The organism is Streptomyces sp. NPDC007084, from assembly GCF_040703595.1.
In the GTDB taxonomy this organism is placed as follows: domain Bacteria; phylum Actinomycetota; class Actinomycetes; order Streptomycetales; family Streptomycetaceae; genus Streptomyces.
On record NZ_JBEYFY010000050.1, the window covers coordinates 35,809 to 47,987 of the forward strand.

Annotated in this window: 11 protein-coding genes; 10 read left to right on the top strand and 1 reads right to left on the bottom strand. The window is 73.6% G+C overall.

Annotated elements, in window-relative coordinates; genetic code table 11:
• The first annotated feature begins 29 nt into the window (after positions 1-29).
• The 9 genes from AB0912_RS28460 to AB0912_RS28500 all read left to right on the top strand — a co-directional run bounded on the left by AB0912_RS28460 (position 30) and on the right by AB0912_RS28500 (position 11,381).
• Positions 30-863, top strand: a complete 834-nt coding sequence (locus AB0912_RS28460; RefSeq protein ID WP_366704722.1) for a M55 family metallopeptidase — start codon at positions 30-32, stop codon at positions 861-863.
• Positions 856-2,169 (top strand): M20/M25/M40 family metallo-hydrolase, encoded by a 1,314-nt coding sequence (locus AB0912_RS28465; RefSeq protein WP_366704724.1) that lies wholly within the window; start codon positions 856-858, stop codon positions 2,167-2,169. The genes AB0912_RS28460 and AB0912_RS28465 overlap by 8 nt, the downstream gene beginning before the upstream one ends.
• 12 nt (positions 2,170-2,181) lie before the next feature.
• Complete coding sequence (locus AB0912_RS28470; protein WP_366704726.1) at positions 2,182-4,155, top strand: prolyl oligopeptidase family serine peptidase; 1,974 nt, start codon at positions 2,182-2,184, stop codon at positions 4,153-4,155.
• A 115-nt stretch (positions 4,156-4,270) separates the two neighbouring features.
• Entirely contained in the window at positions 4,271-5,197 is a 927-nt protein-coding gene (locus tag AB0912_RS28475; protein ID WP_366704748.1) for an LD-carboxypeptidase, read from the top strand.
• A gap of 247 nt (positions 5,198-5,444) precedes the next feature.
• On the top strand, positions 5,445-7,253 hold the full coding sequence (locus AB0912_RS28480; RefSeq protein WP_366704728.1) for a CocE/NonD family hydrolase: 1,809 nt from the start codon (positions 5,445-5,447) through the stop codon (positions 7,251-7,253).
• A gap of 79 nt (positions 7,254-7,332) precedes the next feature.
• Positions 7,333-7,581: a LapA family protein gene (locus AB0912_RS28485; protein ID WP_366704730.1), complete on the top strand. Its 249-nt coding sequence runs from the start codon at positions 7,333-7,335 to the stop codon at positions 7,579-7,581.
• Between the two features lie 196 nt (positions 7,582-7,777).
• Positions 7,778-8,326: a GNAT family protein gene (locus AB0912_RS28490; RefSeq protein ID WP_366704732.1), complete on the top strand. Its 549-nt coding sequence runs from the start codon at positions 7,778-7,780 to the stop codon at positions 8,324-8,326.
• A 130-nt stretch (positions 8,327-8,456) separates the two neighbouring features.
• Positions 8,457-9,353 (top strand): arginase family protein, encoded by an 897-nt coding sequence (locus tag AB0912_RS28495; RefSeq protein ID WP_366704734.1) that lies wholly within the window; start codon positions 8,457-8,459, stop codon positions 9,351-9,353.
• Between the two features lie 51 nt (positions 9,354-9,404).
• Positions 9,405-11,381 (top strand): DUF5107 domain-containing protein, encoded by a 1,977-nt coding sequence (locus AB0912_RS28500; protein WP_366704736.1) that lies wholly within the window; start codon positions 9,405-9,407, stop codon positions 11,379-11,381.
• A gap of 23 nt (positions 11,382-11,404) precedes the next feature.
• Here AB0912_RS28500 and AB0912_RS28505 read toward each other — a convergent pair whose 3' ends face one another.
• On the bottom strand, positions 11,405-11,752 hold the full coding sequence (locus tag AB0912_RS28505) for a VOC family protein (protein WP_366704738.1): 348 nt from the start codon (positions 11,750-11,752) through the stop codon (positions 11,405-11,407).
• A 188-nt stretch (positions 11,753-11,940) separates the two neighbouring features.
• Here AB0912_RS28505 and AB0912_RS28510 point away from each other — a divergent pair.
• Positions 11,941-12,179 (top strand): phage holin family protein (locus AB0912_RS28510; protein WP_366704750.1); only part of this gene is annotated, 239 nt, incomplete at its 3' end.

The following is a 12,179-nucleotide window of genomic DNA, read 5'->3' on the forward strand; positions in this document are numbered from 1 at the left end:
TCCGGGCACAAGCGCGTACGGTTTCCGGCATGAAGATCCTCATCAGCGCCGACATGGAAGGCGCCACCGGTGTGACCTGGCCGGCCGACGTGCTGCCGGGCACTCCGCAGTGGGAGAGGTGCCGCGCGATGTTCACCTCGGATGTGAACGCCGCGGTGCTCGGCTTCTTCGACGGCGGCGCCGACGAGGTGCTGGTCAACGAGGCCCACTGGACCATGCGCAACCTCCTGCTGGAGCGGCTGGACGAGCGGGCCGAGATGCTCACCGGCCGGCACAAGTCGCTGTCCATGGTGGAAGGCGTGCAGCACGGCGACGTGGACGGCATCGCGTTCGTCGGCTATCACGCGGGCGCCGGCATGGAGGGCGTCCTCGCGCACACCTATCTCGCGAACTCCATCACCGGCGTGTGGGTCGACGGAGTCCGCGCGAGCGAGGGCTTGCTGAACGCGCGGGTGGTCGCGGAGTACGGCGTGCCGGTGGTGCTGGTCACGGGGGACGACGTGGCCTGCGAGGACGCCCTCGGGTATGCCCCGGAGGCCCTGAAGGTCGCTGTGAAGGACCACGTCTCGCGGTACGCGGCGGTGTGCCGCACCCCCGCCAGGACCGCCGCGGACATCCGCGCGGCGGCCAAGGAGGCCGCGGCGCTCGCCGTGCGCCGCGAGCCGGTGGCCGCGGGGCCGTTCACCATCGCCCTGGAGTTTGACGCCGAGCACCTGGCGATGGCCGCCACCGTCGTGCCGGGCGTGGCCCGGACCGGCGAGCGGAAGATCGCCTACACCAGCGACACCATGTACGAGGGGATCCGGACGTTCAAGGCGGTCACCACGATCGTCTCGGCCGCGGTGGAGGAGCAGTATGGCTGACGCACGCTCACTGGACGAGGTCGTCCGGTTCACCTCCGACCTCATCCGGATCGACACCACCAACCGGGGCGGCGGCGACTGCCGGGAGCGGCCCGCCGCCGAGTACGCGGCGGAGCAACTGGCCGGGGCGGGCCTGGAGCCCACCCTCCTGGAGCGCACCGAGGGCCGGACCAACGTCGTCGCCCGCGTCCCGGGCACCGACCCCTCCGCCGACGCCCTGCTCGTGCACGGTCATCTCGACGTGGTGCCCGCGCAGGCCGAGGACTGGACCGTCCACCCCTTCTCCGGGGAGGTCCGCGACGGCGTGGTCTGGGGGCGCGGCGCGGTCGACATGAAGAACATGGACGCGATGATCCTCGCCGTCCTCCGCTCCTGGGCCCGCGAAGGGGTGCGGCCCCGCCGTGACCTCGTCATCGCCTTCACCGCGGACGAGGAGGCGAGCGCCGAGGACGGCTCGGGCTTCCTCGCCGACCGCCACCCGGGCCTCTTCGAGGGCTGCACCGAGGGAATCAGCGAGTCCGGGGCCTTCACCTTCCACGACGGAAGCGGAAGGCAGCTCTACCCGATCGCGGCGGGTGAGCGCGGCACCGGCTGGCTCAGGCTCACCGCGCGGGGCCGCGCCGGCCACGGCTCCAAGGTCAACCGGAGCAACGCGGTGACCCGCCTCGCGGCGGCCGTCACCCGCATCGGCGAGCACACCTGGCCCACCCGTCTGACCCCGACCGTCCGGGCCGCCCTGACCGAACTCGCCGCCCTGTACGGCGTGGACGCGGACCTGGACCACCCGGGCGGCGTCGACACCCTGCTCCACAAGCTCGGCCCCGCCGCCGCGCTCGTCGAGCCGACGGTCCGCAACAGCTCCAACCCCACGATGCTGAGCGCCGGTTACAAGATCAACGTGATTCCGGGGGAGGCCGTCGCCCATGTGGACGGCCGGTTCCTGCCCGGCGGTGAGGACGAGTTCCGCACCACCCTGGACCGGCTCACCGGGCCCGACGTGGAGTGGGAGTTCGAGCACCACGAGGTGGCCCTCCAGGCGCCGCTGGACTCACCGACGTACGCGCGCATGCGGGCGGCCGTCCAGGAGTTCGCCCCCGAGGGCCACGTCGTGCCGTACTGCATGTCGGGCGGCACGGACGCCAAGCAGTTCTCCCGGCTCGGTATCACGGGCTACGGCTTCGCCCCGTTGAAGCTGCCCGAGGGCTTCGACTACCAGGCCCTGTTCCACGGCGTCGACGAGCGGGTGCCCGTCGAGGCGCTCCACTTCGGCGTCCGCGTACTCGACCGCTTTCTGCGCACGGCCTAGGGGGACGACAGCATGCAGACCCTGCCCTACGGTTCCTGGCCCTCGCCGATCGACGCGACGCTCGCCGCCGCGCACGACGGGCACCCCGAGTTCGTCGGCTTCGTCGGCGCCGAGGTCTGGTGGACCGAACCCCGGCCCGCCGAGGGCGGACGGCGCACGCTGGTGCGGCGCACCGAGGACGGTGGCCAGGAACCGGTGCTGCCCGCCCCGTGGAACGTGCGCAGCCGCGTCATCGAGTACGGCGGGAGGCCCTGGGCGGGCCTCATGCGCCCCGAAGGCCCCCTGATCGTCTTCGTCGACTTCTCCGACCAGCGCCTCTACCGCTGGACCCCCGGCACCGACCCGGTCCCGCTGACCCCCCTCTCGCCGGTGGGCGGCGGACTGCGCTGGGTCGACCCGCAGATTCGGGCGGACCGCGACGAGGTGTGGTGCGTCCTGGAGGAGTTCACCGGCGAGGGACCGAGCGAGGTGCGCCGGGTGCTCGTCGCCGTACCGCTCGACGGCTCGGCGGCGCGGGACCGCGACGCCGTCCGTGAACTGTCCGACGGGCGCCACCGGTTCGTCACCGGCCCCCGCCTCTCGCCCGACGGCCGGCAGGCGGCCTGGCTCGCCTGGGACCACCCCCGGATGCCCTGGGACGGCACCGAGGTGATCCTCGCGGACGTCACCGCCGACGGCACGCTCACCGGCCCGCGCACCGTCGCCGGCGGCCCCGAGGAGTCCGTCGTCCAGGCCGAGTGGGCACCGGACGGCACCCTGCTGTACGTCAGCGACCGCACCGGCTGGTGGAACCTGTACCGGCTCGGCGCGGACGGCGAGGGCGTGGCCCTCTGTCCGCGCGAGGAGGAGTTCGGCGGCTCGCTCTGGCGCGTCGGATACCGCTGGTTCGCCCCGCTGGACAGCGGCCTGATCGCCGTCGTGCACGGCCGGGGCGCCACCGCCCTCGGGATACTCGACCCCGAGACCGGCGAGCTGGTCGACGCGGCCGGACCCTGGACGGAGTTCGCGTCGACCCTCGCCGCGCAGGGCACCCGGATCGTCGGCGTCGGAGCGAGCCCGCGCAGCGCGTACGAGGTGGTCGAGCTGGACGCGAGCACCGGGCGGGCCCGGGTGATCGGCGCCGCGCACGACGACCCGGTCGACCCCGCGCACTACCCGGAGCCGCAGATCCGGACGTTCACCGGACCCGCCGGACGCGAGATCCACGCGCACGTGTACCCGCCGCACCACCCCGGGCACGTCGCGCCCGGTGACGAACTCCCGCCGTACGTCGTGTGGGTGCACGGCGGGCCCACCGGCCGCTCGCCGCTCGTCCTGGACCTGGAGATCGCCTACTTCACCTCCCGCGGCATCGGGGTCGCCGAGGTCAACTACGGCGGATCGACGGGCCACGGACGGGAGTACCGCAACCGGCTGCGCGAACAGTGGGGTGTGGTCGACGTCGAGGACTGCGCGGCGGTCGCGCTCGCGCTCGCCGAGGAGGGCACCGCCGACCGGCGGCGGCTCGCGATCCGCGGGGGCAGCGCGGGCGGCTGGACGACCGCGGCCTCCCTCGCCGCCACCGACGTCTACGCCTGCGGCACCATCATCTACCCGATCCTCGACCTCACCGGCTGGGCCTCGGGGGAGACCCACGACTTCGAGTCGCGGTACCTGGAGTCGCTGGTCGGTCCGATCGCCGAGGTCCCCGGCCGCTACGCGGAGCGGTCCCCCTCCGAGCACGCCGACCGGATCACCGCGCCGTTCCTGCTCCTCCAGGGGCTCGACGACGCGATCTGCCCGCCCGTGCAGTGCGAGCGCTTCCTCGCCCGGCTGGAGGCGGAGGGCCGCCGCGTCCCGCACGCCTACATCGCCTTCGAGGGGGAGGGGCACGGGTTCCGGCGCGCGGACACGATGGTGCGGGCGCTGGAGGCCGAACTCTCCCTGTACGCCCAGGTGTTCGGCCTGAACCCGCCGGGCGTGCCCACCCTGGAGCTGACCAAGTGAGGCCGCCTCGTCCTGGAGTTGGCCAAGACGGGCCGCCTCGCTGGCAGTAAGCGCATCAGTACAGAGATCAGCACCAGGAACGGGAGCAGTACGCGTGACCCGAGTGAACTCGCCGATCACCCCCCTGACCCGGCCCGCGCGGCTCGCCGCCGGGGCGCGGGTCGCCGTGGTCGCGCCCAGCGGACCCGTTCCCGAGGAGCGCCTCCAGGCCGGCCTGGACATCCTGCGCGGCTGGGACCTCGACCCCGTGGTGGGCCCCCATGTCCTCGACCGGCACGGCGAGTTCCGCTACCTCGCGGGGACCGACGCGGACCGGGCCGCCGACTTCCAGGCCGCCTGGTGCGACCCGGAGGTGTCCGCCGTGCTGTGCGCCCGTGGCGGTTACGGCGCGCAGCGCATGGTCGACCTGCTCGACTGGGACGCGATCCGGGCGGCCGGCCCCAAGGTCTTCCTCGGGTTCAGCGACATCACCGCGCTGCACGAGGCGTTCGCGACCCGGGTGGGTCTCGCCACGCTGCACGGACCGATGGTCGCCGCGCTCGACTTCCTGAAGAACGCGCGGGCGCAGGACCACCTGCGGGCGACGCTCTTCGCACCGGAGTCCGTACGGACCCTCACCTCCGCCGACGTCAGAGCGCTGGTGCCCGGCCGGGCGAGCGGAGTCACCCTGGGCGGCTGCGTCTCCCTGCTCGCCGCCGACCTCGGCACCCCGCACGCCCGCCCCAGCGCCCACGGCGGGCTCCTGCTGATCGAGGACATCGGCGAGGAGGCCTACCGGCTGGACCGCATCCTGACCCAACTGCTGCGCGCCGGCCGGCTGGACGGCGTGGCCGGCATCGCCCTCGGCTCCTGGGTCGACTGCGGACCCTACGAGGAGGTGCGCGCGGTGTTCGCCGACCGTCTCGCCGGGCTCGGGGTGCCGATCGTGGAGCACCTCGGGTTCGGCCACGGCGACGGCGCGCTGACGGTCCCGTTCGGCGTCCGGGCCGAACTCGACGCGGACGCCGGGACGCTGACCCTGGAGGAACCCGCGCTGGCCTGACCCCGTGCGACCGTGCGGCCCGCAGGCCCGCAGGCCCGCAGGGCGCAGGGCGCAGGGCGCAGGGCACACGAGACGTTCACTGAATCACCGTCAAGAAACACTCGTCCCGGTGATTGACCCCCGGATGACACGTGTCACAGCATGACTACCGGCCGGTACCTACCGGTCGGTATCGCGTCGCGTTCCCGGGTCCCGGCCCGGCGGACGCGCCGCGGCCTGCCGGGTTGTCCTCAGCGTGGAGGTCTCCGTGTCCCGTCGCTCACGCGCGCCCAAGTCCCGTGCCGCGCTCGCCCTCGCCCTAGCCCTCGGCGCGGCGCTGTCCGTGCCGCTCGCGGCAACGGCCCCCGCCGCCTCGGCCGAGGGCGGCTATACGGTCACCCCGCTCACGTTCACCGTCCGGGCCGGCGGCCGTGACTGCGCGATCGACGCCGATCTGTACCGGCCCGTGGGCGTGGACCGGGCGCACCCGGCGCCCGCCGTGCTCGCCACCAACGGCTTCGGCGGCAGCAAGTCGGACGGTTCCACGGACGCGATCGGCGCCGCGTTCGCCGCCCGCGGCTATGTGGGCCTCGTCTACTCGGGGCTCGGCTTCGGGAAGTCGGGATGCCTGATCTCCCTGGACGACCCCGGCATCGACGGCAGGGCCGGCTCCGCGCTCGTCGACTTCCTGGCCGGCACCCGCGCCGCCGACGACGGCACCAAGGCCGACTACGTGACCCGGGACGGCCGGGACGATCCGCGCGTCGGCATGATCGGCGGCTCGTACGGGGGCGCCGTCCAGATGGCCACGGCCGCCGTCGACCACCGCGTCGACGCCCTCGTCCCGCTCATCACCTGGAACGACCTCGCGTACTCCCTCGACCCGAACAACGCGTCCGGAGCGGATGCCCGCCAGGTCCCCGGCGCCTTCAAATGGCAGTGGGCCAACGGGTTCTTCCTGATCGGCGAGAGCCAGCCGCTCACCACGGTCAACCTGGACCCCACCCGCGTCAACTCGCTGCGCTGCCTGCACTTCGTGTCCGACGCCTGCGCCACCATCCGCACCCTGAACTCGGGGAGGTACCCGGCCGCCAAGACCGAGGCGCTGCTCCGTTACGCGCGGGGCGTCTCCCCGGTGTCGTACCTGCGGAACGTGCGGGCGCCCACGCTGCTCGTCCAGGGGCAGGCCGACAGCCTCTTCAACCTCAACGAGGCGACGGCCACGTACAGGACGCTCAAGGCGCAGGGGACCGAGACCCGGATGATCTGGCAGTCGTGGGGGCACAGCGGCGGCCTCACCGACCCGGGGAGCGGCGAACTCGACCTGAGCCGGGGCAATCTGGAGACCAGCTACGTCGGCCGCCGCATCCTCGCCTGGTTCGACCGCTATCTTCACCACCGCCCGGACACCGACACCGGACCCGCCTTCGCCTACTACCGCGACTGGATCACGGACCCGGACGACACCTACGCCACCGCCCCGGACGTGCCCGCCCCCGACCGGACGTTCTACCTCTCCGGTGACGGCAAGCTCGTCGACAACCGCGCCAAGGTCGCGCGCGGCAGCCGGGTCTACCGCAATCTGCTGGTGCCGAGCAGCCACTCCGAGAGTTCCCTCGCCGGGATCATCGGACTGCCCGACCCGGCTCCGTACGACACGCCGGGCACCTATCTCGGCTGGACCAGCGAGCCGCTGGCCCGGGCCGTCGATGTCGTCGGCGCGCCCCGGGCCCGGCTGAGGGTCGTCTCCGCGGCGGCCGAGCGGGTCCAGCACTCGGGCGACGCCGCCGACAAGCTGGTCCTGTTCGCCAAGCTGTACGACGTGGCGCCGGACGGCGGCAAGACGCTCGTGCACCGGCTGGTGGCGCCGGTGCGGGTGCCGGACGTGACGAAGAGCTTCACCGTCACACTGCCGGGGATCGTCCACCGGTACGAGGCGGGGCACCGGCTCCGCTTCGTCGTCGCCGCAAGCGACGACGCGTACGCCGGGAACAGGGGGATCAAACCGGTGACCGTGACGAGCGCGCCCGGTGACACCGGCACCCTGGAGCTGCCGGTCGTCGGCGACCGCCCCTGAGGCCGGCTGACACCCCCCGGGGCCGCCCGCGCGCCCCGCTCGCCGTGCGGACCCGTGCCGACGGGCTCATGCTGAACGCATGAGCCCGAAGACCACCCGGAGCGCCCCCACCGGCGGAAAGAGCCCCCGCGAGGGGCTGGTGACGCCCGGCAGGGTCGTCGTCGCCGTACTGGGCGTCCTCGCCCTGGTCTTCGTCTTCGAGAACACCCGCAGCACCAGGATCCGGCTGCTCGTCCCCGAGGTGACGATGCCGCTGTGGATGGCGCTCCTCGCCACCGGGCTGATCGGCGCGCTGTGCGGCGCGTACGCCATGCGACGCAGGCGCTGATCGCCAGTGCGGTTGGCCGGTCGCCGGCTTGTGCGGACCGGTCACCGGTTCGCACAAGCCCGTGACCGGTTCGCGCGACTGATCGCCACTTCGCACAAGCCGGTCACCGGTCCGCGCGACTGATCACCGGTTCGCACAAGCCGGTGACCGGTCCGCGCGACTGATCACCGGTCCGCTCCTCGACTAGGGTGGCGGGATGCCTGAGAACGCCGGTTATCTCGCCGAGGGCCCGCGCGTGGGTCTGCGGCACTTCACCCTGGACGACGGCGACGAGTTCACCGCGCGGGTCAGGGAGAGCAAGAGCCTCCACCAGCCGTGGCTGTTCCCGCCCGGCAGCCCCGACGCCTACGCCGCGTACGCCGGGCGGCTCATCGAGGACCGGACCAAGGCCGGCTTCCTCGTCTGCGAACGCGACGGCGGCGGCATCGCCGGGTTCATCAACATCAACAACATCGTGGAGGGCGGCTTCCTGTGCGGCGCCCTCGGGTACGGGGCGTTCGCGCACGCCGCCGGGCGCGGGCTGATGGCCGAGGGGCTCGGGCTCGTCGTCCGGTACGCCTTCACCACGATGGGGCTGCACCGGCTGGAGATCAACGTCCAGCCCGGCAACAACGCGTCCATCGCGCTCGCCCGGCGGTGCGGCTTCCGTCTCGAAGGGTTCTCGCCGGCGTTCATCCATGTCGACGGGGCCTGGCGGGACCACCAGCGGTGGGCGATCACCGCGGAGATGACAGCGGCCCGCTGAGCCCGCGCCGCCCTCCGAACACCCCGGTCCGGGAGGGCAGCGGCCGGGCGGCCCGGTGCGCGGCCCGTGATCGACTGCCCGTGATCGACTCCCCCTTCCCCGGCGCCCTCTCGCGGGCGAGGATGGCCGCATGCGGAACATCGTCGTGCTGGACGCCCCCTCCAACCTGGGCCTGCGCCCGCCCGCCCCCGGTACCGTGCCCGGCTGCCACAAGCTGGCCGGAGCGCTGCGCGAGCAGCGGATCGTGCGGCGGCTCGGCGCCCTGGAGGGCGGGGTCGTGGTGCCCCCGCGCTACGACCGGGGCGACTGGCGGGAGGGCGACGGCGTCTTCAACGCGGCGGCCATCGCCCGCTACACCCGGACCCTCGCCGACCGCGTCGAGGTCCACGTCCGCGCCGGAGACCTCCCCGTCGTCCTCGGCGGCGACTGCTCCATCCAGCTCGGCGCGTCCCTCGCCCTGCGCCGCGTCGGCCGGTTCGGCCTCGCGGCGATCGACGGCTCGGCCGACTTCCGCCACCCCGGCAACTCCGGCCGGATCGGCGCCGCCGGCGGCGAGGAACTCGCCCTCGCCACCGGCCGCGGCCAGGCCGACCTGTCCGACCTGGAAGGGCTGGGGCCCTATCTGCGGGACGAGGACGTGCGCCTCTTCGGCATCCGCGACGGCGACGGCGACCTGGCGGAACTCGCCGCGCTGAAGATCCCCGCCACGACCGTCGGCGATCTGCGCGCCCAGGGCGCCGACGCGACCGCCCGCGACGCCCTGGCCGGCCTCGAACTCCCGCACCTGGACGGCTTCTGGGTCCATCTCGACGCCGACTGCCTCGACCCCACGGTGATGCCCGCCGTGGACAGCCCGGACCCCGACGGCCTGTTCCCCGCCGAACTCCTCGCGCTGCTGGGCCCGTTGGTGCGCTCGCCGCGCTGCGTGGGCCTCAACATCACCATCTACGACCCCGATCTGGACCCCGACGGCTCGGCGGGAGCGCTCCTCGCGGACGTCGTCGTCGGCGCCTTTGCGCAATCCTGACCCGATCCTGACGAGCGGAGACCCTGGTCAGCAGCCCGATGACCATGTTCCATGGTCATCGTGACGACGATCCGACGTGACGTACTGACCCTCCCGATGGCGGAGTTGGGCCCGAGCAATCCGCTGCCGCCGCTGCGGACCCTCGACGAGCTGCACACCATCGACGACCGCGACCGCGTCGGCCTGCCGCGCGACATGGCCCGCCAGATAGGTTACGAGCCGCTGCGCAGCGTGCTGCCGGAGCGTATCCGCGACGGCTACGGCCGCGAGCGCCGCCCCGGCCGGCTCGACACCCTCGTGATCGAGAACGACCGGCTGCGGGCCACCGTGCTGCCCGGCTACGGAGGCCGCGTCGCCTCCCTGTTCCACAAGCCCTCGCAGCGAGAACTCCTCTACCGCAACCCGGTGTCGCAGCCCGCCTGCTTCGCCCTCAACGGCGCCTGGTTCTCCGGCGGCATCGAGTGGAACATCGGCGCCACCGGCCACACCACCCTGTCGTGCGCGCCCGTCCACGCCGCCCGCGTACCCGCCCCCGACGGCGGCGAGATGCTGCGCCTGTGGGAGTGGGAGCGGCTGCGCGACCTCCCCTTCCAGGTCGACCTGTGGCTGCCGGACGCCTCCGACTTCCTGTACGTCGGCGTCCGCGTCCGCAACCCGCACGAGCGCCCCGCACCGCTGTACTGGTGGTCCAACATCGCGGTCCCCGAGGAGCGCCGGGTGATCGCGCCCGCCGAGCAGGCCTGGCACTTCGGCTACGAGCGGCGGCTGCGCCCGGTGCCCGTCCCCGAGTACGACGGCGTCGACCGCACGTATCCGCTGAACAGCACGTTCCCCGCCGACTACTTCTACGAGGTGGACGACGGACGGCGCCGCTGGATCACCGCGGTCGACGACGCCGGTGACGGGCTCGTGCAGACCTCGACCGACACCCTGCGCGGGCGCAAGCTGTTCGTGTGGGGCTCGGGACCCGGCGGCAGGCGCTGGCAGGAGTGGCTCACCGAGCCGGGCACCGGCGGCTACTGCGAGATCCAGGCCGGCCTGGCCCGTACCCAGCTCGAACACGTACGGCTGGAGGCCGAGAGCGACGTCTCCTGGCTGGAGGCGTACGGGCCGCTGGCCGTCGACGCGGAGACCGCCCACGGCGCGGACTGGGACGCGGCGCGGGCGGAGACCGAGCGCCGCCTGGAGGGCGTCCTGCCCCGGGAGGCCGTCGACACCGCCTACGCCGCCTGGCTGCCGCACGCCGACACCGAACCGGGCGAGGTGCTCGCCACCGGCTCCGGCTGGGGAGCGCTCGAAGTCCTGCGCGCCGCGCACAAACTCCCCGGCACGCCGTTCGAGGAGTCCACGCTCGGCGAGGAGCAGGCCCCCTGGCGCGAACTGCTGCGCTCGGGCGCGTTCCCGGAGCCCCGGCGCGCCGGCCCGCCCGGCGAGTCGCTGGTCGCCCCGCACTGGCGCGACATGCTGGAGACGGCACCGGCCGTGCCCGTCGCCGAGTACCACCTCGGGGTGGCCCAGTGGCACGCCGGTGATCGCGCGCAGGCCGTGCGCAGCTGGGAGCGGGCGCTCGAACTCGCCCCCTCACTCTGGCCGTTGCTGCGCTGCCTCGCCGTCGCCGACCAGGAGAGCGGCAACCCGGAGCGGGCCGCCGACCGTTACACGGAGGCCTTCGACGACCTGTGCCGGGAACGGCGCGACGACGGGGAGCGCTGGACCGCGGCCACCGCCGCGCTCGGCCGCGAGGCCATCGAGGCGCTGCTCGCGGTCCGCCGGCTCGCGGAAGCCCGCTCGGTGTGGGAGCGGCTCCTCCCGGCGGTCCGGGAGCGCGGCCGGTTCCGGCTGATCGAGGCCGAGTTGCTGCTCGCCGAGGGGGACCGCGAGGCGGCGCGGGCCGTCTTCGACGCCGGTTTCGAGGTCGCCGACCTCAGGGAGGGCGCGGAGACGATCGGCCGGCTGTGGTCCCGGCTCGGCGACCAACCCCTGCCGGCGCGCTACGACTTCCGTATGCGACCGCCGTCCTCGGCCTGAACCGCCGGGCGGCCTGGGGCGGTTCAGGCGTTGGTGTCGGCGTACTCGTAGACCGAGCCGTCGGGGTGCAGGGCGATGAGGTTACGGCCGCCCGGCGTCGCCACCGGGCCCGCGATGACGCGGGCCCCCAACTCGGTGAGGACGCGGGCGGTTTCCTCGACGTCCTTGACGGCGATCGTCGCGGCGACCTTGCGCAGCACCTCAAGCTCCGACTCGGGCCCGCTCATCAGCAGGAAGCAGCCGATCGCGGCGACGGACACGCCGCCGCGCTCGAAGCGCAGCGCCCGCCCGCCCGCGAGCCGTTCGTAGAAGGGGACCGCGGTCTCCAGGTCGTCGACGCAGACGCGCAGCGTGGCTCCCAGAATCTCCATGCGCACGAGCCTAGTTGGGGTCGGCGCGCCGTGGTGATCGTTTCGGCCGATCCGGCGGCCTGTCCGTGCCCCCCGTCCGGCCGGGGGCGCACTCCGGGGCAGGCCATCGGAGGCGGCGCGTCACGGGGCCGTCGGCGACGGTCCGTTACGAGGCGGGAGCGCCGGGTACCCGGGCCCTCATGAAGCGTATCGAGCACCTGGATCACCTGGAGCACCTGGACAAGGACCTCGTCGACGAACTCACCGCGGTGGCCCGTGAGACCATCCGCGACGAACTGCGCGAACAGACCCGCAAGCAGCGGCGGACGGCCTCGCTGTACGCCGCGTCCGGCGCCGCCGCCCTCTACGCCGGTGCCGCGCTGGCGCTGGCCCTCGGTCTCGCGCTCGCCCTCGGGCTGCCCGGCTGGGCCGCCGCCCTGGTCACCGC

Excerpts from the sequence above, each read along its gene's own strand:
- AB0912_RS28460 (WP_366704722.1), top strand. The coding sequence starts at position 30 with ATGAAGATCCTCATCAGCGCCGACATGGAAGGCGCCACCGGTGTGACC.
- AB0912_RS28465 (WP_366704724.1), top strand. The coding sequence starts at position 856 with ATGGCTGACGCACGCTCACTGGACGAGGTCGTCCGGTTCACCTCCGAC.
- AB0912_RS28470 (WP_366704726.1), top strand. The coding sequence starts at position 2,182 with ATGCAGACCCTGCCCTACGGTTCCTGGCCCTCGCCGATCGACGCGACG.
- AB0912_RS28485 (WP_366704730.1), top strand. The coding sequence starts at position 7,333 with ATGAGCCCGAAGACCACCCGGAGCGCCCCCACCGGCGGAAAGAGCCCC.
- AB0912_RS28490 (WP_366704732.1), top strand. The coding sequence starts at position 7,778 with ATGCCTGAGAACGCCGGTTATCTCGCCGAGGGCCCGCGCGTGGGTCTG.
- AB0912_RS28495 (WP_366704734.1), top strand. The coding sequence starts at position 8,457 with ATGCGGAACATCGTCGTGCTGGACGCCCCCTCCAACCTGGGCCTGCGC.
- AB0912_RS28500 (WP_366704736.1), top strand. The coding sequence starts at position 9,405 with ATGGTCATCGTGACGACGATCCGACGTGACGTACTGACCCTCCCGATG.
- AB0912_RS28505 (WP_366704738.1), bottom strand. The coding sequence starts at position 11,752 with ATGGAGATTCTGGGAGCCACGCTGCGCGTCTGCGTCGACGACCTGGAG.